The organism is Undibacterium sp. SXout7W (assembly GCF_049339385.1).
In the GTDB taxonomy this organism is placed as follows: Bacteria; Pseudomonadota; Gammaproteobacteria; order Burkholderiales; family Burkholderiaceae_D; genus Undibacterium.
This window is the reverse complement of record NZ_JBMPPF010000001.1, coordinates 532,404-554,022: the sequence shown is the minus strand read 5'-3', so window position 1 is coordinate 554,022 and position 21,619 is coordinate 532,404. Positions and strand designations below refer to the sequence as shown.

Genomic DNA, 21,619 nt, shown 5'->3' with positions numbered 1-21,619 from the left:
GTGCGCTTTTATCAAGTGCCCACATTTATTGACTGTTAATTGTTAAAGAACCGTATTCTTTTCTGCTTTTGCTTCGAAGCGTTGTGTTCGTCAGCAGCAGAGAAGCGAGATTATGCAGGATCTAACCGTACATGTCAACTGCCTGCCAAACTTTGTTCTTGCTTTGCGCATCGCTCCCGCACCTTGGGGTATCCGCGTAATGGGTTGCAGCTCTGATGCGCCGTCAATAATTACTTAATAACCATTGAATCGATACACGTACAGAGAAATGGAACCAAGACCTAAAAATCGCAAAACAAGTTTTTCCCGCTGAATTGGCAATCCGTCGCTGAACACTTATGGCTAGTCGACACGAGCCACCATTTTACAAATCACGTGAAGCGAAATGAGATTTTCGCCCCCTCCCACCCAGCATATCAATGATGCGCACCGATAAACTTGGGGTTTTATATTTGCGCACATGAAGGATGAGCACAAAAAACATAGATATCAACAAGTACACTTACCGCTACAGACGTAAAAAAGCCCCTAAGTCGTTGATTACTTAAGGGCTTTTAAGCAAACGTTGCTAACATTTGCTGAATTACTGGCGGAGACGGTGAGATTCGAACTCACGACCCAGGTTACCCCAGATGCTTCCTTAGCAGGGAAGTGCCTTCGGCCACTCGGCCACGTCTCCACACTATTACAAACTTATCTCGCGAACTGCCTGTAATTGAGAACAGGATAATATCTGTTTGACTGCTTTTGGTCAACAAAAACAGCCCAAGAAGAACACATTTATCAGATCATTTGCCCAAATCAGGCATTTTCCAGACCGAACGCCTTGTGCAACGCACGAACAGCGAGCTCCATGTATTTTTCATCAATCAGGACAGAGATTTTAATTTCAGAAGTAGAAATCATCTGGATGTTAATGCCTTCTTCTGAAAGAGTGCGGAACATTTGGGATGCAACGCCTACATGGCTACGCATACCGACGCCAACAACCGATACTTTAGACACTTTGGAGTCGCCAGCAATACTACCAGCACCGATATGTGCTTTAACGCTACCGTTCAGCACTTCCATTGCCTTGGTATATTCACCGCGTGGCACAGTAAATGTGAAATCGGTTTTCCCTTCGACAGATTGATTCTGAATAATCATGTCAACTTCGATATTAGCATCAGCAACAGGGCCAAGAATCTGGTACGCAATACCTGGTTTGTCTGGTACACCTAATACGGTAATTTTTGCTTCATCACGGTTAAACGCGATGCCGGTGATGGTAGCTTGTTCCATGTGTGTATCTTCCTCAAACGAAATCAGTGTGCCGGAATTAGCTTCTTCTTCCAGCGGCATTAATGGGTCAGTCAGCGATGACAAAACGCGGGTAGGCATACGGTAATTACCAGCAAATTCAACAGAGCGAATCTGCAGCACTTTGGAACCGAGGGACGCCATTTCCAGCATTTCCTCAAACGTGACGGTATTCAGGCGGCGTGCATCAGAAACAACACGGGGGTCTGTTGTGTAAACACCATCGACGTCAGTGTAAATCAGGCATTCCTGTGCTTTCAGAGCAGCAGCAACCGCAACCGCTGAAGTATCAGAGCCGCCACGACCTAAAGTCGTGATATTACCAACCTCGTCTACACCTTGAAAGCCCGTGATAATGACAATTTTCCCGGCATCCAGATCGGCTTTCACTTTGGCATCATCAATTGATGCAATCCGTGCCTTGGTGTAAGCAGAGTCCGTTTTAATCGCGACTTGCCAGCCAGCATAAGATACTGCTGGCTTACCGATGGCTTGCAATGCAATGGATAGTAAGCCGACCGAGACTTGCTCGCCGGTAGAGGCAATCATGTCTAATTCGCGTGGGTCTGGTTGTGCCGTAATTTCCTTGGCAAGACCGAGAATGCGATTGGTTTCGCCGGACATAGCAGATGGCACCACAACGATCTGGTGACCCGCATCATGCCATTTGGCAACGCGCTTGGCGACGTTCTTGATGCGTTCGGTAGAACCCATCGACGTACCGCCGTATTTGTGAACGATTAAAGCCATAGATGTAGAAGACTAAAGAGGTGAAAAATGAGGTAAATCAACCCCTTACTCTACATGCTGCCCTGCAAAATAACAAGACTGCCCCTGCTGTTAATTGTCAACAGATGTCATCAAATAAAGATAAAAATCGCTTTTACCAGGAAATAACGAGGAAAATTCTGCATCTAAAATGAGCGAAGCCATCCAAGCCCTGCCCGAGTAGTGCCATACCATTCGCGATTACGACATATAACAAACCGAAATTAAGGGGGGGGTATATCTATTTTCTCTCTCAATATCGCCATAAACAAAGGCCGGAAAAACAATACTCCCCATGAGTATTTTACAAACAACCAGAAGCAGTTAAAACAGATTCGCCAAATTACCGATACGTATATCGATATAAGCAATTGATTGCCTGAAATAATACAAACTTGCATCCGGGTTCTTTAACGCGCCGCAATCTCTGGTTAATCACCTCATGAAGCACCACTTATTTGCGGGTATAGTTCGAAAACAGGCGGCGCCAGCCTTCATGTCCCAAATCTTGCATGGTCTGAATATTTTTTTCGTAGATCACTTCTGCGTCTGGAAAAACTGCAACAGCGCGGTCGATGCTTTCCTCCCGCAATAAATGCAATGTCGGAAATGGTGCCCGATTGGTAAAATTTTCGATGTCGTCAGGTTCAGTTCCTGCGAATTGGTAATCCGGATGAAAATGGGCGATTTGCAGTTGTCCATCCAACTCCAACTCTTCCAACAAATTTTCTGCAACCTCAAGAAAATCATTGAAATCCAGAAAATCCGTCAGAACCATAGGATGGATCAACAACGTCGTTTCGATTTTCTCAGGATTCGCTTCTGCAAGCGTCTCCAGTTCTTTGCCTAAGTCCTCCAGCAATGCCTCTGGTGTCGAGGCTTCCGAGACGATATAACGAATCTGCTTTTTGATCTGAACAGCCTTCGCAAAAGGACACAAATTCAAACCAATCACGGCTTTATCGAGCCAATTTTCAGTTTGAGCAATAATATCAGCAGGTTTCAGCAAGGATGATTGTGGCATAAACGTCGCATCAAAAAGTCAGTAATCCAATCAGCATAGCATGCTGCACCGCAAACACTGTATCAAATAGAAATGACGTTTCCATGAAAAAAAGGCTCAGACATTATGTCTGAGCCTTTTTCGTTTTATTTAGCGGATTTCGCTAAAACAAATTTCAAATCGATGATCAGATTTCTTCGTACAAAGGCAGTGTCAGGAATTCTGCAAAATCTTCAGAAGTCGACATTTCCTCAAAAATCTGCGCTGCGCGGTCGTAAGTTGCGCCGTTACCAGCCACTTCTTTCACCTTGACCAGCTCTTCAGGAATCATCGCACGCACCATATCAGCAGTCACTTTGCGACCATCTTCCAGATTACCCTTGGCTGAACGTATCCATTGCCAGACCTGGGAACGGCTGATCTCTGCCGTTGCTGCATCTTCCATCAGATTGTGAATCGGTACGCAACCATTGCCTGCCAGCCATGCACCGAGGTAATGAATACCAACGTTGATGTTGTAACGCAAACCGGCTTCTGTAATCGGCGTTTCAGGTTGGAAGTTCAGCAAATCTTTCGCAGTCACTTCGATATCCGGACGCTGCTTGGAAATCTGATTTGGTGCATCACCCAAGACTTTTTTGAACTCAGTCATTGCCAATTCAACCAGACCTGGATGAGCAACCCAGCCGCCATCGTAACCATCAGTTGCGTCACGTGCTTTATCGTTGCGAACACCGCCCATGGCGATGTCATTTTTCTCAGGATCATTTTTGATTGGGATCAGTGCGGCCATACCGCCGATCGCCGGTGCATTACGCTTGTGGCAAGTTTTCAGCAGCAACAAAGCATAAGAGCGCATGAATGGCGCGGTCATCGTGACTTTCGCGCGGTCTGCGAGGCAGAAATCTTTGTCGTTCTTGAATTTTTTGATGCAAGAGAAAATATAATCCCAACGACCGGCATTCAGACCCGAGCTGTGTTCACGCAATTCGTACAGAATTTCATCCATCTCAAATGCAGCGACGATGGTTTCGATCAAGACTGTCGCTTTGATCGTGCCTTGTGGGAGACCGATTTCATTTTGTGCCATGACAAAAATATCGTTCCACAGACGCGCTTCCAGATGCGATTCCATTTTCGGCAGATAAAAATAAGGACCAGCGCCGCGTGCCAATTGTTCTTTGGCGTTATGAAACAGGAACAGCGCAAAATCAAAGATGCCGCCGGAAATACGTTTGCCATCGACCAGCACATGTTTTTCATCCAGATGCCAACCACGTGGACGGACAACCAGCGTCGCGATCTTGTCATTCAGCTTGTAGGATTTACCGTTTTGTTCCAGGCTGATCGTACGGCGAACAGCGTCGCGCATATTGATCTGACCGGTGATCTGGTTATCCCAGTTCGGCGTATTGGAATCTTCAAAGTCAGTCATGTAACTGTCTGCACCAGAGTTAAACGCATTGATGACCATCTTGCGTTCAACCGGACCAGTAATTTCTACCCGGCGGCATTCCAATGCTTTAGGAATAGGGGCAATTTTCCAGTCGCCTTCACGGATATGCTTGGTTTCTGGCAAAAAGTCTGGCGTCTCGCCAGCATCCAGGCGCTTTGCACGTTCAACGCGGGCTGCGAGTAATTCCTGGCGGCGCGGCTCAAACGCACGGCTCAGTTTGGCAACCAGCGCCAGCGCTTCTGGCGTCAGAATATCAGCAAAACCCGGCTTGATTTCGCCGGAAATTTCCATGCCTGCAGGCAAAGTCAGTTGTGTCATGTTGGACTCCATTCAATTAAAAGAAAATTAATTACGAACCTGTTCAATAAATGCAATCACATCTTTCAGCGACCGCCCTTCTCCGTGCGGCGAAACACCCAACTCTTCCAGTGGAGCTCCCGTACGGTTAACCCAAAATGTCGTGTAACCAAACCATGTGGCACAACAAACATCCCAACAATTACTTGATACAAATAAAATATTCTTGGCCGGTACACCAAAGACATCCGGCCCCATCTGATACGCTTCCGGCGCGGTTTTAAATTTTTCCACCGTTTCCACGGACATCAGATGGTTAAACATGCCCTGCATTCCGGCAGCATCGACGGCTGAATGCAACATGTGGCTGGTGCCGTTTGATAATATAGACAACTTCATGCCTTGTGAGCGCAGTTGTTTCAACACCTCTATATTTTCTGGAAAGGCGTCTAGCCGGGCATACTGCCCCATCAACGCATTTTGCGCATCAATGGTCAGTTCAAGCCCTAGTTGCCGACAAACAAACACTAAAGCATCCTGAGTCACTTCCCAGAATGGCTTATACATACTGCACATCGTACGTAATTGGGTATATTCAATTTGCTTACGTCGCCAGAGTTGCGCCAAAGCATCACCCTGTCCTGGAAATAATTTTTCACCCAATGCGCCGACGGAATATACGTCGAACAAGGTGCCGTAAGCGTCAAAAGCAATAGCCTGAATGTGCATAGGATGAAGAAAAAAGTACGGCGACCAAGAAATAAATGAACGTACTTCTCATCTCTGTTCATTTCCAATTTACCAAGACTTAAGCAAAACCACTCCAGCGACACTGTGACTTCTTGTCATGCAAACACTTGTACAAGCCACTATCTGCGTTGCCATTCCTTGCCAAAATAATTTTGCGTAAGTTTTATTGACGATGGAATGAGTATATTCAATATAAATCAACCTAAATATGATGTTTAATCACTTTATCTTTTACTTTTAGTTGCAAATGAGGGTAAGCCAAGAAGACTATCATGTACCATAGGTTGATAATGCTGAAATTGCCATCTGCTCATTCTCAGTACTTACGCACAACTGCAACCAGCGGCGTGATGACTCCTTGCAGCACAGGCCGGTACAAGTTCACTCAAGCCCGTACTGTCTTCGTTAATATGGTGTAGTCAGAATTTCGGACAACACGCTGCCTGCTGGCAAAACGAATAGCACTTGCAAGTGCTATTGCTCAAAGCACAGGGAGCTTGTTTAGCCTTATTGAGACATTTTTACGTCAATCCTATTTGAAATCATCATCAAAATATCTGAACTTGCCAGCGTATGGACCAATTTAAACAAATCTCCACTTTTGCCGAAGTCGCCAGTCGCGGCAGCCTTTCTGCAGCAGCACGCGCTGAAGGGGTTGCACCTGCCATGATCGGCAGGCGTCTTGATGCGCTGGAAGAACGGCTGGGTGTCAAATTATTACAACGCACCACGCGCAAGATTGCTCTCACCAATGAAGGTGCAGCATTTTTAGAAGATTGTCAGCGTATCCTGACCGATCTTGAAGCCGCGGAATCATCCGTCTCAGAGCGTAGCGCCCGTGCGAGCGGAACGCTCACAGTGTCAGCGCCGGCAGGATTTGGGCGTCAACATGTCGCCCCATTAATTCCTTCTTTTTTAAGCGAGCATCGGGAAGTCAAGTTGACACTCAGCCTGAACGACAGAGTTGTTGATCTGATTGGCGAAGGTATTGACGTTGCCATACGTATAGGTTCTTTGACCGATTCAAATCTGATTGGCGTTAAGCTGGCAGACAACAAGCGTGTAGTCGTCGCCTCGCCTGCTTACATCAAACGCTTTGGCTCACCTGCAAGTATTGATGAACTCAGCCATCACAATTGCCTGGCATTTAGTGCTGATGGAAGTCAGCGCGGCTGGACTTTTCGTCAGAATGGCAAAAATGTACAACTCAAAGTCGAAGGAAATATGGTCTGCAATGACGGAGAAGTGCTGCATGATTGGGCGCTATCTGGCAAAGGGCTGGCTTGGCGCTCAATGTGGGAAGTCGGCGCCGAGATAGAATCCGGTAAACTGGTGACGGTATTGGACGAGTTTACTGCGCCTGGAAACGATATTTATGCGATTTTCGCCCAAAGACGACATTTGCCTTTGCGCATCAGAGCTTTTGTTGATTTTCTGCGTCATGCCTACAGCAAACCTCATTACTGGAAAAAAAGTTAATTAACATCATTGCATCAAACAAAAAGCGGACATAGCACATGTCCGCTTTTCTTATTGACATCTATAAAACAAGGATCAGAACTCTTCCCAATCATCTTCTTTTGCTGTGGATGCCACTTTACTGGATGTCGATGCAGAAGATCCGGAAGAAGAAGCAATGGTCTTGATTGCTTTTTTCTGAGGTGCACTGCTCTCTTTCACTGCGGGTTTCACTGTCGGGGCTGCAACAGACTTAGGTTGTGCAGATCCACCATCCACTTTGAAAATACTGACAGCATGGTTCAAATTATTCGCTTGCTCACGCATACTGCCCGCCGCCGCAGCTGCCTGCTCTACTAACGCGGCATTCTGCTGAGTTGCCTCATCCATTTTGGTAATCGCCAGGTTCACCTGATTAATACCGTCGCGCTGTTCCGCACTGGCAGCAGTAATTTCTGCCATGATATCGGCAACACTCTTGATGGACACCACGATTTCATCCATGGTTTTACCGGCATCATCCACCAGCCTTGAACCTGCCTCTACTTTGTCAACCGAATTACTGATCAATTCCTTAATTTCTTTTGCAGCATTAGCCGATCGTTGAGCCAAATTACGAACCTCAGTCGCCACCACAGCAAAGCCACGCCCCTGCTCACCAGCACGAGCCGCTTCGACAGCCGCATTCAAGGCAAGAATGTTAGTTTGAAACGCGATGCCATCAATGACGCCAATAATATCAACAATTTTTTTAGAGCTTTCACGTATGGAAGACATCGTGTGAACAACATCTCCTACAACCTGCCCGCCTTTCGTCGCGACCTCTGAGGCAGTCAGCGCCAGAGTATTTGCCTGCCGTGCATTATCTGCATTTTGCTGTACCGTTGATGTCAGTTGCTCCATCGAAGACGCTGTCTCTTCCAGACTTGCTGCCTGGCTTTCTGTGCGAGAAGATAAATCCATGTTGCCGGCAGCAATTTCTTCCGATGAAATCGCGATAGAAGCACTTCCCTGGCGCACCATTGATACCGTCTGGACCAGACTTTGACGCATATTTTCAAGACCGGAAACAAGTTGTCCCATTTCATCGTTCGATTCAGGACGTAGTTGATTCGTCAGATCACCGTTGCCAATCGCGTCAAACTGGAAAATAGCTTGCTTCAACGGGTGGGCAATTGCGCGTAATAAAAAATGCGCGGAGATAACAACCGCAACCAGACCACCAAGCACGCCAAGAATATCCACCCACATAAATACTCTGAAAGCATCTTTACTCTTTTTCAATTCTTTCTCGGCACTATCAAATTGATAAATCGCCAGTTTCTCAATATTGTCAGAGTAAGCAATAAATAATGGCTGGACAATGTCAGTATTAATCCTGTCTGCCTCTTGCTGGTTACCCGCTTTCAATGCAGCAATCATCGGAAGATGGGCTTCTTTTATATACTTATCTCTGGTAGTTACCACTTGATCTGATAACTTTTTCTCATCTGCCTCTTGCGGCAAATCCAAATATTTTTTGAATTTTTCGTCGGATTGAGCAAGAAACATTTCTGAGCGTTTGATAGTCTCAGTAAAATTTGCGGCGTCCGAATGCGCAATGGCACGATCAATCGCGGTACGGGATCTCAAAAGATCGGAACGGGAATCCTGCAAACGATCAACAGACGGGAGTTGATTCGTAAACAAGTCCTGAATCACTGTATTGCTATTATTGACACCATAAATACCCATGCCACCACCGATCACTAGCATCACCGCCATAAACGCCATGGTGCCAATTAATCTCAGCCTGATTGTCAGATTCAACATCTTGTCTCCCTTAACTTACACTTTTTGGTTCGATCAATAAGAATACAAAAGTTTACATCGCAAACATTGATTTACGGCAATTTTTATATAAATGCACGTGTTCCAGTATAAAGATGTTTATAGAAGTATTGCCAGTGTTGAGTCAAAAATACAAAGTGACAGGCAAAAAAAAAATCCCCGAAACGGGGACTTTTACTAGGCTACATCTAGTCAAGCTATCAATTAGATACCTTGGATGTTAGATGCTTGCTTGCCTTTAGGGCCTGTAGTCACTTCGAAAGAAACGCGTTGGTTTTCTTTCAGGGACTTGAAGCCGCTGGATTGGATAGCGGAAAAATGAGCAAACAGATCTTCGCCACCTTCATCTGGAGTGATGAAGCCGAAACCTTTTGAATCATTGAACCATTTAACAATACCTGTTGCCATTACAATTTCCTATTTCAGTTAATGTGGGCATATGCCCGATAGATCGTTTCAACCAAGTAAGAAATGACAGACTGATACTGCACTACCACCTCGAATCTCAACGACACTCCGATTATACGCATAATTTTTCAGAAAAGTAAAATAAAATACTTTTACTCAAATTTATATGAAAAATTCGTATCAAATACACAGGGAATAGCACCGAGCGAGGCAAACACGATTCATTATTTGCATTCAAACAGACTAATTTTTATCTCTCTGCCAAATAACAGCAAAATACAAAAACTGTATCAACAAATTTATAATCAATATTAGCCATTAAATATGGGCTATTAAATTCATTACACTCATCCATGTACGCATACGCTCACGTCTCGTTAGTTCGCATTTTTCTAGCTGCCGCCATCCTCATTGCAGTGGTGACTCCCACTTCAGCAAGTCCGCTGTTGAAATGCATAGTCAGTTATGCGGGAACACCACAAACAATTACAGCGCATCCTGAAATAAATCCATATCTGATTGATGCGGTTGACATCGGTGAACGCTTCACATTCAAGGCGGTCATGATTGGCAAAGAAAATAACATCGACTACATTAAGTTGTATGTCTATTTTCAAACCAGACGAAACGATGTTCCTATACATCAGGCAAGTTATCTACCACCTTTTGTATTCTCTGAGGAAGGCGTCATGTTGACGCCCAAAAATTATCTTTATGCAGGAGATGTTGAACGAGCGCTGGAATATCAATGTAGCCTGCAAAAGGTCGTCAATTGAAACGATCACTCCTCCATGTCTATCTGAACACGCTCTGGCTTACTGCCTTTATTTTTTTTACCTTATGGGGAACGCAAGTTCATGCGGCAGAGGGCTCTGCCACAATCATATTTACTGGTGATGTGGTTCTGGATGGAACACCTGGAAAACTGATTGCATCTGGCAAGGATCCATTTGCGCCGTTTGCTGGCGCTCTGCAAAAAGCGGACTTTCGTGTCATGAATCTCGAATGTGTCGTTGCGCATTCTGGATCTGCCGCCGATAAAACCTTCACGTTCCGGGCTCATCCTCAGACATTAACAACCTTAAAACGATATGCCAATGCAGTGTCTGTCGCCAACAATCATTCCGGTGATTTTGGGCATGTCGCTTTTTCTGAAATGCTGACGCTACTGGACCAGCAACAAATTTTATATTTCGGTGGCGGTAACAATCTTCAGCAAGCGCATCAACCATTGATCGTGACGTTAAAAGGAATACGTATTGCATTTCTTGGTTACAACGAATTTATGCCACGCAGTTTTGAAGCAGGTCCCAAAAGTCCCGGCGTCGCCTGGAGTGAAGATGAACAAGTGATCAAGGATATTCAAACAGCAAAAAAACAATATATGGCAGACATTGTGATTCCCTTTATGCACTGGGGATGGGAAAACGACAAAGTTGCGGTTCCACGACAACGTCATTTGGCGCGACTGATGATTGATGCAGGTGCAGATGCGGTCATCGGCGGACATCCACATGTTACCCAGGATGTTGAACAATATAGAGGCAAACCCGTGATTTATAGTCTGGGCAACTTCATGATCGACGAACTGGATAATGAGCCACAAACACGGGGTTGGATCGTTCAGTTAACGGTTGATAAAAAGGGGGTTTCTGCGTGGACAAGCTTACAGGCCAATATTGCAGAAGATGGTGTACCAACACCAGCACCTCGTTTACTCACACCATGCTGGCATCGCGGTGATAATGACATCCAGCAATGCAGAGGACTCGACTAAACATCTGCACGCTTAGTTTTCAAACAATAGCATAGCGAGAGGGACTTCGAGAGTAAGACTCTCCAGTGGCACTGCGACGCAAGGCAATATCCATCCCTCCTGCTTTTCCTCCATACTCAGCCCGGGCCAGTCAATGGTATAGCGGACGTTGCCGCTTACTAATTTGCATAAACATGCACGACAAGTTCCATTACGACACGAACTAGGTAATTTGATTCCACTCATCAATGCGGATTCCAGAATTGTCGATGAAAAACCCATCTGATACTGCCATCCCTGAGGCTGTACGGTAATCTGACATTCAATTTTTTCCTCAGATGACATATGTAAAAGGCTCTTGTTTTTTCAGAGATTTTGACTAAATTTAGGGAGAGGTATTCGGGTTGAACGCTTATTGCCCAACAATAAACTCACCACTTACCTTAACTGCCTTCGTCACCGCATTTTTTGCATAGTGCAGAAAAATATCTATCCATAGGTATTGCCGGACTGAAGCAATATTAGTGATAAAAATATACACATTACAAAAAATAATGTCCTCAAAAGCTTTTAATGGAGTAAAAAATGATACCGGAAAACCTTACCCGTTATCTGATTCATCATCAAACCTATACAGAAAGACGTCACCAGCGTGCGCCGGATTTTACGTTAATTGAATTAACTCAGGAAGAAGTGATTGATCCCGTGATGCTTGATCATGGGTATCATTCAGAAGACGCCGTATCGGTCGGCGACATGCGCGAACATTGTCCAGGATGCAGTGGAGTTGCCTTACAGCTCATCCTAAGATATAAATTCGTTAAGCGTTCACATTTGTTTTGTCCGTGCTGCGGGCGCAGCTACGATGCCAGATATCCAGACGGTACATCAGCCTTGGCCATTGGTGCGATGTCGCTCACCTAAAATACTGGCCATAAAAGCGTTGTGCTGAATACCTACTTGATCAACACAACGCTGCATTACATCAGACGACTGTCTGCAAACGCATGGCAACGCCCATGTCTCCGGACACTTTCAGTTTCCCCATCATAAAGCCATTCATCGGATTTAACTGACCAGTCAGTAGTGCAGCCAGATTTTCGAGCGAAATCGCTACTGTACACACTGCATCCTGATTGTCATTGCTGACAGTATTCGGTGTTTTCAGCGCATCAACAAATACAACGCCATCAGTACCGCAATCAAACTTTAATGTTGCGTTCAAACCGCTATCGTCACCTACCTTGGCGCGAATTGCTTCTGTACATGCTTGCAGATCCATATCAACTCCAGAAAAATTAAACTGAACGGCAATGTAGCATGACGGGCTTTGGAGGAACAATACTAGAAAACCTCACGACATTATTTCAAAACACAACTCAACATCCAATAATGCGTATTCCGGAAAATTCGAATATCTCTAACGGAAGGTCCAAATTTTTTGCGCAGCGCACTATCCGTTGGAAAATTTTTGACAATCTCAACCCGGCTACCATCTTCCTGCATTCTCAATTGGTAGGTATTGCCTTCAAGATCAGTACGCGCAATGGTCGTGCTGCTTCCCTCAACATAATTATTATCAATCAATACCAATACACTTCCCTTACCGGCAGCCTTGTGAATCCTGCTTAGCCAGTTTGTCTGTTCTTCCCGTTTGATATGCGACCAAAAGAAACCAGCGAAACAGGCTGTATATTGATCTGGCACGGCATCAGGCATAGCGAAGGCATCTGCGATCGCGAACTGCACTTGCCCTTCGGGAAACGATTTTGCCTGCGCAATGTCCAGCATGGACTGATTAATATCTGTTGCATGAACCGCTGAAGCAAATGGCGCGTATCGCTCTGTCCAATAGCCGGTTCCACATGCCAGCTCCAGCACTTGATGCCCACTCAGAACGCTGACTACACGTTGCTGTATTTCCCGCAAATCATGTTGCCGCTCAGGCTTATCGTATATTTGCTCCAAAGTAGCTGCTCGTTGCGCATAATAATCACGCATTTTCTGTTCACTCATTTTTATTCTTTCAACATAAATGTCATCTCAGTGGATGCTCTGAAACTCAGTCAGGTTCCACAGATCACATCGATCAATACTTAACAAATTTCAACCAAAAGTCCCGGAATTTTTTTATCCGCCAATTAATCTCTTGGTTATCGAAGTAATCTCGCAACGATAAGCAAGAGCAGATATTGAGATGCCTTATAAATCGTAGGTATCTTTATTGCCTTGCATACCCTGGTCTATCATTTTGCGAGTCAGGATAGGATTCAGTAGTTCAATGAAGGTGTAAATATAACTGCGCAGATAAGCTCCTTGCTTAATGGCAACGCGAGAAATATTCATCCCAAATAAATGTCCCACGGGGATAGCCCGCAAATTTTTATCACGCTCTGCATCAAAAGCCATTCCCGCAATAATACCGACTCCCATTCCAAGCTCAACGTAGGTTTTGATGACATCAGCATCAATCGCTTCCAGCAAAATATCAGGCTTCAGATTGCGTAGCTGAAACGCATGATCAATTTTGCTGCGCCCTGCAAATGCGCTGTCATACGTAATCAATGAGTAATGCGCAATTTCTTCCAATGTGACATTTTTGGATTTCAACAATGGATGCTCTTGGGGAACCACCACCACATGCTCCCATTGATAACAGGGCAATGAAATCAAGCCATCAAATCCTGCAATCGCTTCAGTGGCAATCGCCAGATCCGCCTGATCACGCATCACCATTTCAGCGATTTGCTTAGGGTTTCCCTGAAGCAGAGATAATCTGACTTTAGGATATTTTTGCATGAAGGCCTGCACTACCTTCGGCAACGCATAACGCGCCTGGGTGTGCGTCGTTGCAATGGTAAAGCTACCGCTGTCTTGTGCCGCATATTCCTTACCGATACGCTTGAGTCCATCAATCTCTTGCATAATCAGCTCAACCGACTTCAATACCGCTCGCCCTGGTTCTGTCAGTCCACGAATACGTTTGCCATGCCGGGTAAATATATCAACCCCGAGTTCTTCTTCCAATTCAATAATGGCCTTAGATACCCCTGGCTGAGAAGTAAACAGGGCTTTTGCTGCCTCAGTCAGATTGAAATTCTGTCTCACTGCTTCGCGAACAAAGCGTAATTGATGTAGGTTCATGGGTAATTGATGGAAATGATCCGGAAACTCTGTATGAGCTTTATTCGAAAATTTTAGCCTTTATATCTCTGTCTTTTTTGCCAACGCCATGCTCCAATAACGATTTATTGTCCGATGTCATTGAAACAGAGAATAAGATTAACAAAATCTCTTATGCGAAATTTCCCGAGTAAAGCCTGATTAATATACTTTCAGCAGTATATAGAGCCTCAGGCAAGAATTCCATGTTTCCTCACTTACTCTATGAACAAAACGATTATTCTTTCTGTCACCAGTCTGATTTTTTCTTTGCTTTTGCCTCGCTTTTCTATGGCAGAGAATCTGATCAAAGAAAAGACAGGCAACGCACCACCAAAAATCTGTCTTGCCCTGTCTGGCGGCGGAGCACGTGGATTTGCTCATCTTGGCGTACTCAAAGTATTAGAAAATCTACACATTCCGATTGACTGCATTGCCGGAACCAGTATGGGAGCGGTCGTTGGCGGGCTTTATGCAGCTGGCTTTTCGGCAACAGAAATTGAGGCCCGCCTCGATGCATTGAAACTCAATGATGTTGCGCTTGATCGTGTAGAGCGCCGCATGCTGCCTCAATCCGTGCGTGAAGAAGATGACCAGTATCCATTGGGTGCCACACTGGGGCTGAGCAGCAATGGCGTGCGTTTGCCAGCCGGAGTTGTGCAGGCAACACAATTTCTGGAACTACTGCAAAACTGGACCGCGCATTTGCAGCCTGATGTTGATTTTGACCAGCTCCCAATCCGTTTTCGTACCGTCGCCACCGATCTGGAAACAGGCAAAATGGTCGTCTTTGAACGTGGTCCGTTACACAAAGCAATACGTGCCAGCATGGCAGCCCCCGGGGTATTTGCTCCGATAGAAATTGATGGGCGATTATTATCCGACGGTGGATTAGTGCGCAATTTGCCGGTAGATATTGCAAGAAGTATGGGGGCAGACATTGTGATTGCCGTCAATATTGGTACGCCATTGATGCCCAGAGATCAGTTGCAAACCCTGTTCAACGTCAGTCAGCAGATGGTGAATATTCTGACCGAGCAGAATGTGGAGGCCCAAAAAGCATTGCTCGGCCAACGTGACATTTTGATAGAACCCACGCTCGGCAATATTAGTTTTATGGATTTTGCACGATCTAAAGAAGCGATACAAATAGGCCAGCAAGCTACATTGGCACTTCAGAATATGCTGTCGGTGTATAGCCTGCCACCAATGCAATATGCGGCGAAACAACAATTACGCCTGCATCCTGCATTACCACCAATACGCATTGCATTTGTGGATGTATCGACCAACGGTGCTATTCCCGAAAACGATATCAGGCGTCAGCTTTCCATTAAACCGGGCAAGGAATATAACGCGGAAGAAATCAATCGTCAGCTTGCCATTCTGAACAATGCGCGCGAGTTCGACAGCATCAATCACGAACTCGTACAACGTGACGACGAATACGGTATCAGGGTCAATGCCTACGGTCGCAACTGGGGGCCTCATTTTTTGCGCTTTGGACTGGCACTTTCAAGTGGCTTTGAAGGTGCGGGCGGTTTTCGTCTGCAAGTGGGGCATCGCCGCCCATGGTTGACGGATGGCGGCCTCGAATGGCGCAATGACATGGAGTTTGGTAACAACATCAAACTACACACTGAATTACGACAACCTTTATTTGAACGCGAAGGTATGTATATTTCGCCTTTCGCCGAAATCGGCCAGAATACCCGAAACCTCTATAACGGCGATACCAGGATCGCGGAATACAATTTTCGGGGTGATAAACTCGGTCTGGACCTGGCCTTTAAACTCGGTGAACAAAGTGTATTAGGCGAAGCTAAGATAGGATTGAATTACAACCATTACCGTGTACGTCCCAAAATTGGTGGATTTCTATATCGGAACGACGACGGTAGCCTCAGCACCGAATCATTGCCTAGTGCAGACCTGCAACAGTTCGGAATCAAGTCTGCAATTGTCATTGATCAACTCAGTGATACCAGCTTTCCACGCTATGGCTATAAATTAGATAGCAGCCTATTTTTGGGCTTAAATAAAGCCCATCAAAATTATCAGGAACTGGCTTTCAGTGGGATATGGGCCAACAGTATCAACAACCACAGCATTAATCTGAAACTCAGCGGTGCGGGATTATTCCAACATGATCAGGAAATCCGTGGCATCGGCTCTACTTTAGGTGGTTTCCAACAGTTATCCGCATATCAACCAGATCAGTTCACAGGTAACTTTATGCTCTACGGTAGCCTCACCTACTTGCTTCGCGCAGTAAAATTTGAGTTAGCGGGACAAAGTCTATTCCTCGGCACTTCACTGGAAGCAGGCAACGTCTGGAACCAGACCAGCGATATATCGTTCAAATCTTTGCGTAAAAGCGCTAGCCTGTTTGCTGGATTTAACAGCTTTATCGGCCCTATTTATCTTGGCGTTGCAATGGGTCAGGGTGGCGCCAAAAACGTATTTTTTCAGTTAGGCCGACAATAAGCCAAATAAACCAAATAAGCTAAATAACAATCACATTGATCTTCAAGATTTACGCAAAATTGCCCAAGTATGCATGGCGACGAAAGTATTATGGCGTTGATGGGGCTTATCGGGCTTTATACCAAGCTTTGTGCCGAGCTTGTCGGCATCAAGAAACCATCACGCCTCCAGAGCCGTTTTGCGTCATTCCTGATTTTCATGACATCAGCGGCGTGTTATTTCGACCAGGCTCTGGTCAATTGCTCCAAAAATTGATTTCCCCTGTTTATCCAGCATCTCGATTTTGATCGTATCACCGAATTTCATGAATGATGTGATCGCCTCGCCAGTAGCGATCATTTCCAATGCACGTTTTTCTGCGATACAACTGTACCCCTTGGAAGTATCTTTATTCGACACTGTGCCAGAGCCAACGATAGTGCCTGCGCGTGCGTTGCGGGTTTTACAGAGATGTGTAATCAGTTGAGGAAAAGAAAACACCATATCCACACCTGCATTTGGCTGTCCGACCAGATTGCCGTTCCAAGTCGAACGTAGCGGCAAATGCACCTTTCCATCTCTCCATGCATCACCCAACTCGTCGGGCGTTACGGCAACAGGAGAGAACGTTGATGCAGGTTTAGACTGAAAAAAACCAAACCCTTTCGCTAATTCTGCCGGAATCAAATTGCGCAGTGACACATCATTGACCAGCATCAGCAGGCGGATATATTCACCGGCATGCTGAACTTTGACGCCAGCTGGCACATCGCCGATAATCACCGCAATTTCACTTTCAAAATCAACGCCCCACTCGTCTGAACCGAGTTCAATATCATCCTGTGGGCCAAGAAAATCATCGCTTCCACCCTGATACATCAGCGGGTCATGCCAGAAACTCTCCGGCATTTCTGCCTGACGCGCCTTACGCACCAGTTCTACGTGATTCACATAGGACGAACCATCTGCCCACTGGAAAGCACGCGGCAATGGTGCCATGCACTGACTGGCATCAAAATCAACACTATTAGGGGCTCGACCTGCATTCAAGCGACCGTATAGCTCGTCGAGTTGAGGTGCAATAAAATTCCAGTCATCCAAAGCACGCTGTAAAGTCGGCGCGATATCGCTGGCAATACACACTGTTTTCAGATCACGGGAAACTACAGCGAGCTGACCATCACGCGATCCATCTTTTAATGTTGTTAACTTCATGGCATTCCGTTATTTTTGAGTCAGGAGGATTTTACCTGAACAAAAACAGGAAATTAGTGGGAATATGAAGCCGTTTCTGCAGCGGCCACACTTCCTATCGTGTAGGTTGAGATATCACTCGCGCAAAATGCATCGGCAAATTAACAATAAAAATAGGCAAATCTACCTGAATAGCACCTAAACAGACAAATCAACCTGCTGCATAGTGTGTGACTTGCCATCATCGGAAAGCCATACACCTGAGGATCGGATTTGCCCTAAATTCTTGTTTTGGGCATTATTCAAATCAAACGGTGTCGATGTTGACCCAAGATACAATGCACCGACATGAGCCTGCGCCAGGCTCTGCAATTGATCATTGCCAGCAGCATCTTTAGTCCAGATTTTCAATTTTTGAAATGCAGGGTCGGACTCGTCAATCCAATGATTGCCATCACTATCGAGTGCACTCAATTCAGAAAATCCATTACCAGTACCCGGCCCAAACAATTCGGTACCGGAATTAATCTTCCCATCATTATTACGATCAAGTGCAAGAAATCCTGACCCCTGAACAAAAGAGATATTTTCTTTCTTACCGTCACCATTCAAGTCAAACGCAAATTTCTGCTCCGTCAACTGTGCTGAATCACCTGCAAAATTGAGTACTAGCGGATCTACCTTTTTCGCATCCCCGAGACGTACACTAGTGCTAGTATCCTCGTGATAACTACGTTGCAGATCAACCGAAATATTAAATTCAATTTTTTTATTATCGGCAGTCGTAATTGTTCCGCTGGCTGTAAAACTGGTCTGCTCGGTCTCGGTATAAGATTGGTGACTGTCATACTCCAGCCCCCAACCAGATCGTCCGTTTGCTGTTGTCGTCGCTGCTGTTGTTCCTGAATTACCGGCAGAAGCATTTTGTTGAATATCCGCCGAGCCGCCACTGGCGAGATCGCTACTACTCAATAAGTGGATTTGTCGCCCTGTCATACGCTCAATTAAATCCTTGATCAGTCTGAGAGAAGGATCTAGATTAGCGTCTGTAGAAATTTGCTGTACGCCTGCACTGCTCTCAGTGGCAGCAGTTTGGGCGGCAATGGCCGCACCTGAGAGCTGAACAGTACTGGAACTGATGATTGGCGACTGTCGCAAACGATCTCCGGTACGCTCAAAATCAGGTCGTTGCTGTCCTGACCAGGCTTTTAGTGTCTCGGTCTTTTCGGTATAGCTTGTTGCCACATGAGAAGAAGAAAAACTCACATCTGATGACTGTATTTTCATGGCCAACTCCGAATAGTCCTGTATCGACAACATCACAGCGCGATAACATCATCGCGCTAGAGCAATGCAACATCAACATAACGACCTTTTCTGCCAATACTTTATTTTTGTTTTGATTTATTCAGAGTTATTCAAAGTTATTCAGCGGTATTCAGAAAATTCTGCCTTTGTTTGTCAACACAGGATTAACTTGCTTTTTTTAATAGCAACAGCAGAACCAAATTCATCCGGACTTGTCTTAGCAAGCTATGTCCATACTAGGCAGTCAATACATCATCGGAAATGGTGATCAATCAGCCACCTATGTATGAAATGCATGATCATATTTCACGGTTCAACAGCACATTCGCGCTAACATCGGCTGCGATGACTGTTCATGACCTTATCCCTTTTTCAGGAATTTTTATATGCGTCAACAGCGCTCTTTCCAGTCTATCGCTCTAAATGTCCTTACGATCAGTGTACTCAGTTGCGTTGGCAGCGTGACGTTACCTGCTTACGCTGCAGAAGCAGGCAAGCCTGCCATTCGTATGGCCAATCTCCGTCTTGCAACAACTGATGCAGAACGCTTACTTTCTCTCGCAGAGACGTATTACCAGCAACAGGCGATATTCGAACCCTTATCCGCGACATTCAATGGTGACAATCGCTATGACGACCGCTTGCCTATGACTTTGCAGCCTGTGATCAGGGCAAACCATACCGCCATGTTAAGGAACATCGAGCAGAAACTATCAGGTGTGGATCGTTCCAAATTATCTGCGGCTGACATGGTAACGTATGATTGTCTGCAATATGAAATTCAGAGTGGCATCAAGATGGCGCAATTTAAAGACTATCTGCTGCCCATCAATCAAATGGACAGTGTACCGGTCACATTGGCACAGTTTGCCAGTGGTCAAAGCGCCCAGTTACTGACCACGCCGAAGCAATACGAGACTTATCTGCGACGTATCAAGGCTTTACCAACATGGCTGAAACAGGCGACGATCAATATGCGAGAAGGTATGCGTCAGGGCATTGTCTTACCCAAAGCTCTGGTGAACTCTACCTTGCCGCAATATGCACAATTATTGTCAGACCAGGCCGAAGATCAGGCCTATTACTTGCCGATCAGACATTTTCCAGATAATTTTTCCCAGGCGGATAAAAATCGTCTTACCAAAGCCTATAAAGATGCCATACAAAACAGCATTTTGCCTGCGTTGCGCGAGTTCAACACCTTTCTGAATGCTGAATATCTGCCTGCAAGCCGCAATAGCACCGGCTGGAACGCATTACCAGAGGGTGAGCGCTGGTATCGTGCCTGGGTAGAAGATCAGACAACTACCAATCTGAGTCCTGACGACATCCATACCATCGGGCTGAAAGAAGTTGCTCGTATTCAACAAAAATATGTCACTCTAGGACCACAACTCGGCTATCACGGTGATCCGAAAGCGCTGCCAGCCTGGATTGATACGCAAAACCAGTATCGTCCGTTCAAAACAGAAAAAGACATCCTTGATGCCTATCGGGATATTGACAAAAAAGTACGCGAAAAACTCCCGACCTTGTTCGGCAAAACGCCAAAAGCCGCACTTGATATTCGCCCAGAGCCAGAAATCAGTCGCCAGACGGCCTCTGATCACTACTCCCCGCCAGCAATCGATGGTTCACGTCCCGGTGTTTTCTGGGCAGTGATCAATAATCCGGCCGACTATGCCAACACGGGGATGAAAACCCTGTTTTTGCACGAGGGCCAGCCTGGACATCATTTTCATCTGGCTACTTTGCAAGAACTCGATGTCCCGCGCTTTCGTAAAGTGGGTGGAAATAACGCCTACACAGAAGGATGGGCTTTATATGCAGAAACTCTGGGACGGGAAATGGGATTATTTGACAACGATCCCAACTCTTATCTGGGACATCTGAGCGATGAAATGTTGCGCGCAACCAGACTCGTGGTGGATACAGGTATGCACGCGAAAGGCTGGACAAGAGAACAGGGAATACAATATCTGCAAGAAGTACTGGGCTATAGCGAGGCGGCATCCAGACAGGCAATTGAGCGTTACATGGCGTGGCCAGGACAAGCACTGGGCTACAAAATTGGCTCATTAAAGATCATGGAATTACGCCACAAGGCCGAAGCAGCTCTCGGTAACAAATTTGATTTACGTCAATTTCACGATGCCATTCTGAGCGATGGCACCCTGCCTTTATCGTTATTGGAAACAAAAATGAACAAATGGATAGAAGACCAAAAAAACCACTCAATGATGCGTTGACACACCATAACAGAGGATGTTCAGTTGATATAAGCAAGCGAATACAGGAGAATAAAATTCTCTGGATTTATTGCATTAAATCATCTAACTTAACAATATCATTACTGGTATGCTAAGTGTTCGTCTGATATCCGTCTGATGATTGTTCGTAAAAACACCGTCATCAGACGATTCCCGGTCATGAACTGATCAACAACTTATAGATATGGCTG

General features: G+C 45.6%; 18 protein-coding genes and 1 tRNA gene. 6 read left to right on the top strand and 13 right to left on the bottom strand.

Annotated elements, in window-relative coordinates; all coding sequences use genetic code 11:
* Positions 1 to 587: 587 nt before the first annotated feature.
* From ACO0LB_RS02420 to ACO0LB_RS02400, 5 genes are all read right to left on the bottom strand, one after another.
* Positions 588 to 679: transfer RNA gene (locus tag ACO0LB_RS02420), tRNA-Ser, on the bottom strand.
* 122 nt (positions 680 to 801) lie between these two features.
* Entirely contained in the window at positions 802 to 2,052 is a 1,251-nt protein-coding gene (locus tag ACO0LB_RS02415) for an aspartate kinase (protein ID WP_423046100.1), read from the bottom strand.
* Positions 2,053 to 2,524: 472 nt separating this feature from the next.
* A complete protein-coding gene (locus ACO0LB_RS02410; RefSeq protein WP_423046098.1) occupies positions 2,525 to 3,094 on the bottom strand; it encodes a DUF1415 domain-containing protein in 570 nt (189 codons plus the stop codon).
* 166 nt (positions 3,095 to 3,260) lie between these two features.
* A complete protein-coding gene (gene aceB / locus ACO0LB_RS02405; protein ID WP_423046096.1) occupies positions 3,261 to 4,847 on the bottom strand; it encodes a malate synthase A in 1,587 nt (528 codons plus the stop codon).
* A gap of 27 nt (positions 4,848 to 4,874) precedes the next feature.
* The gene (locus ACO0LB_RS02400; RefSeq protein WP_423046095.1) at positions 4,875 to 5,555 is read right to left on the bottom strand and encodes a haloacid dehalogenase type II; all 681 of its coding nucleotides are present in this window, start codon (positions 5,553 to 5,555) and stop codon (positions 4,875 to 4,877) included.
* Between the two features lie 594 nt (positions 5,556 to 6,149).
* Between ACO0LB_RS02400 and ACO0LB_RS02395 the strand changes: the two genes are divergently transcribed.
* Positions 6,150 to 7,055 carry a LysR family transcriptional regulator gene (locus ACO0LB_RS02395; RefSeq protein ID WP_423046093.1) on the top strand — a complete coding sequence of 302 codons (906 nt, stop codon included), beginning with the start codon at positions 6,150 to 6,152 and terminating at the stop codon, positions 7,053 to 7,055.
* Between the two features lie 75 nt (positions 7,056 to 7,130).
* On the opposite strand, the gene ACO0LB_RS02390 is transcribed toward ACO0LB_RS02395, so the two are convergent.
* Positions 7,131 to 8,846 (bottom strand): methyl-accepting chemotaxis protein, encoded by a 1,716-nt coding sequence (locus ACO0LB_RS02390; RefSeq protein ID WP_423046091.1) that lies wholly within the window; start codon positions 8,844 to 8,846, stop codon positions 7,131 to 7,133.
* A 222-nt stretch (positions 8,847 to 9,068) separates the two neighbouring features.
* Positions 9,069 to 9,272, bottom strand: a complete 204-nt coding sequence (locus ACO0LB_RS02385; protein ID WP_423046090.1) for a cold-shock protein — start codon at positions 9,270 to 9,272, stop codon at positions 9,069 to 9,071.
* Between the two features lie 353 nt (positions 9,273 to 9,625).
* Here ACO0LB_RS02385 and ACO0LB_RS02380 point away from each other — a divergent pair, with 353 nt between their 5' ends.
* Positions 9,626 to 10,048, top strand: a complete 423-nt coding sequence (locus ACO0LB_RS02380) for a hypothetical protein (protein ID WP_423046088.1) — start codon at positions 9,626 to 9,628, stop codon at positions 10,046 to 10,048.
* Entirely contained in the window at positions 10,045 to 11,049 is a 1,005-nt protein-coding gene (locus ACO0LB_RS02375) for a CapA family protein (protein ID WP_423046087.1), read from the top strand. Before ACO0LB_RS02380 ends, ACO0LB_RS02375 begins: the two co-directional genes overlap by 4 nt.
* A gap of 12 nt (positions 11,050 to 11,061) precedes the next feature.
* On the opposite strand, the gene ACO0LB_RS02370 is transcribed toward ACO0LB_RS02375, so the two are convergent.
* A complete protein-coding gene (locus tag ACO0LB_RS02370) occupies positions 11,062 to 11,373 on the bottom strand; it encodes a 2Fe-2S iron-sulfur cluster-binding protein (protein ID WP_423046085.1) in 312 nt (103 codons plus the stop codon).
* Positions 11,374 to 11,613: 240 nt separating this feature from the next.
* On the opposite strand from ACO0LB_RS02370, the gene ACO0LB_RS02365 reads away from it, so the two are divergent.
* Positions 11,614 to 11,952 (top strand): hypothetical protein, encoded by a 339-nt coding sequence (locus ACO0LB_RS02365; RefSeq protein WP_423046083.1) that lies wholly within the window; start codon positions 11,614 to 11,616, stop codon positions 11,950 to 11,952.
* A 61-nt stretch (positions 11,953 to 12,013) separates the two neighbouring features.
* Here ACO0LB_RS02365 and ACO0LB_RS02360 read toward each other — a convergent pair whose 3' ends face one another.
* The 3 genes from ACO0LB_RS02360 to ACO0LB_RS02350 all read right to left on the bottom strand — a co-directional run bounded on the left by ACO0LB_RS02360 (position 12,014) and on the right by ACO0LB_RS02350 (position 14,172).
* Positions 12,014 to 12,310 (bottom strand): SCP2 sterol-binding domain-containing protein, encoded by a 297-nt coding sequence (locus ACO0LB_RS02360; protein ID WP_423046081.1) that lies wholly within the window; start codon positions 12,308 to 12,310, stop codon positions 12,014 to 12,016.
* Positions 12,311 to 12,390: 80 nt separating this feature from the next.
* Complete coding sequence (locus ACO0LB_RS02355) at positions 12,391 to 13,044, bottom strand: class I SAM-dependent methyltransferase (RefSeq protein WP_423046079.1); 654 nt, start codon at positions 13,042 to 13,044, stop codon at positions 12,391 to 12,393.
* Positions 13,045 to 13,230: 186 nt separating this feature from the next.
* Complete coding sequence (locus ACO0LB_RS02350) at positions 13,231 to 14,172, bottom strand: CysB family HTH-type transcriptional regulator (protein WP_423046077.1); 942 nt, start codon at positions 14,170 to 14,172, stop codon at positions 13,231 to 13,233.
* A gap of 243 nt (positions 14,173 to 14,415) precedes the next feature.
* On the opposite strand from ACO0LB_RS02350, the gene ACO0LB_RS02345 reads away from it, so the two are divergent.
* The gene (locus ACO0LB_RS02345; RefSeq protein ID WP_423046075.1) at positions 14,416 to 16,677 is read left to right on the top strand and encodes a patatin-like phospholipase family protein; all 2,262 of its coding nucleotides are present in this window, start codon (positions 14,416 to 14,418) and stop codon (positions 16,675 to 16,677) included.
* 204 nt (positions 16,678 to 16,881) lie between these two features.
* On the opposite strand, the gene ACO0LB_RS02340 is transcribed toward ACO0LB_RS02345, so the two are convergent.
* Complete coding sequence (locus ACO0LB_RS02340; RefSeq protein WP_423046073.1) at positions 16,882 to 17,871, bottom strand: fumarylacetoacetate hydrolase family protein; 990 nt, start codon at positions 17,869 to 17,871, stop codon at positions 16,882 to 16,884.
* Between the two features lie 177 nt (positions 17,872 to 18,048).
* Positions 18,049 to 19,137 (bottom strand): hypothetical protein, encoded by a 1,089-nt coding sequence (locus tag ACO0LB_RS02335; protein ID WP_423046071.1) that lies wholly within the window; start codon positions 19,135 to 19,137, stop codon positions 18,049 to 18,051.
* Between the two features lie 407 nt (positions 19,138 to 19,544).
* On the opposite strand from ACO0LB_RS02335, the gene ACO0LB_RS02330 reads away from it, so the two are divergent.
* Positions 19,545 to 21,407 (top strand): DUF885 domain-containing protein, encoded by a 1,863-nt coding sequence (locus tag ACO0LB_RS02330; RefSeq protein WP_423046069.1) that lies wholly within the window; start codon positions 19,545 to 19,547, stop codon positions 21,405 to 21,407.
* Positions 21,408 to 21,619 lie beyond the last annotated feature (212 nt).

What these genes read in the sequence shown, in the direction of transcription:
- aceB (WP_423046096.1), bottom strand. Translation starts at nt 4,847, where the DNA reads ATGACACAACTGACTTTGCCTGCAGGCATGGAAATTTCCGGCGAAATC.
- ACO0LB_RS02390 (WP_423046091.1), bottom strand. Translation starts at nt 8,846, where the DNA reads ATGTTGAATCTGACAATCAGGCTGAGATTAATTGGCACCATGGCGTTT.
- ACO0LB_RS02385 (WP_423046090.1), bottom strand. Translation starts at nt 9,272, where the DNA reads ATGGCAACAGGTATTGTTAAATGGTTCAATGATTCAAAAGGTTTCGGC.
- ACO0LB_RS02370 (WP_423046085.1), bottom strand. Translation starts at nt 11,373, where the DNA reads ATGTCATCTGAGGAAAAAATTGAATGTCAGATTACCGTACAGCCTCAG.
- ACO0LB_RS02380 (WP_423046088.1), top strand. Translation starts at nt 9,626, where the DNA reads ATGTACGCATACGCTCACGTCTCGTTAGTTCGCATTTTTCTAGCTGCC.
- ACO0LB_RS02400 (WP_423046095.1), bottom strand. Translation starts at nt 5,555, where the DNA reads ATGCACATTCAGGCTATTGCTTTTGACGCTTACGGCACCTTGTTCGAC.
- ACO0LB_RS02345 (WP_423046075.1), top strand. Translation starts at nt 14,416, where the DNA reads ATGAACAAAACGATTATTCTTTCTGTCACCAGTCTGATTTTTTCTTTG.
- ACO0LB_RS02355 (WP_423046079.1), bottom strand. Translation starts at nt 13,044, where the DNA reads ATGAGTGAACAGAAAATGCGTGATTATTATGCGCAACGAGCAGCTACT.
- ACO0LB_RS02415 (WP_423046100.1), bottom strand. Translation starts at nt 2,052, where the DNA reads ATGGCTTTAATCGTTCACAAATACGGCGGTACGTCGATGGGTTCTACC.
- ACO0LB_RS02360 (WP_423046081.1), bottom strand. Translation starts at nt 12,310, where the DNA reads ATGGATCTGCAAGCATGTACAGAAGCAATTCGCGCCAAGGTAGGTGAC.
- ACO0LB_RS02395 (WP_423046093.1), top strand. Translation starts at nt 6,150, where the DNA reads ATGGACCAATTTAAACAAATCTCCACTTTTGCCGAAGTCGCCAGTCGC.
- ACO0LB_RS02335 (WP_423046071.1), bottom strand. Translation starts at nt 19,137, where the DNA reads ATGAAAATACAGTCATCAGATGTGAGTTTTTCTTCTTCTCATGTGGCA.
- ACO0LB_RS02365 (WP_423046083.1), top strand. Translation starts at nt 11,614, where the DNA reads ATGATACCGGAAAACCTTACCCGTTATCTGATTCATCATCAAACCTAT.
- ACO0LB_RS02330 (WP_423046069.1), top strand. Translation starts at nt 19,545, where the DNA reads ATGCGTCAACAGCGCTCTTTCCAGTCTATCGCTCTAAATGTCCTTACG.
- ACO0LB_RS02410 (WP_423046098.1), bottom strand. Translation starts at nt 3,094, where the DNA reads ATGCCACAATCATCCTTGCTGAAACCTGCTGATATTATTGCTCAAACT.
- ACO0LB_RS02340 (WP_423046073.1), bottom strand. Translation starts at nt 17,871, where the DNA reads ATGAAGTTAACAACATTAAAAGATGGATCGCGTGATGGTCAGCTCGCT.
- ACO0LB_RS02350 (WP_423046077.1), bottom strand. Translation starts at nt 14,172, where the DNA reads ATGAACCTACATCAATTACGCTTTGTTCGCGAAGCAGTGAGACAGAAT.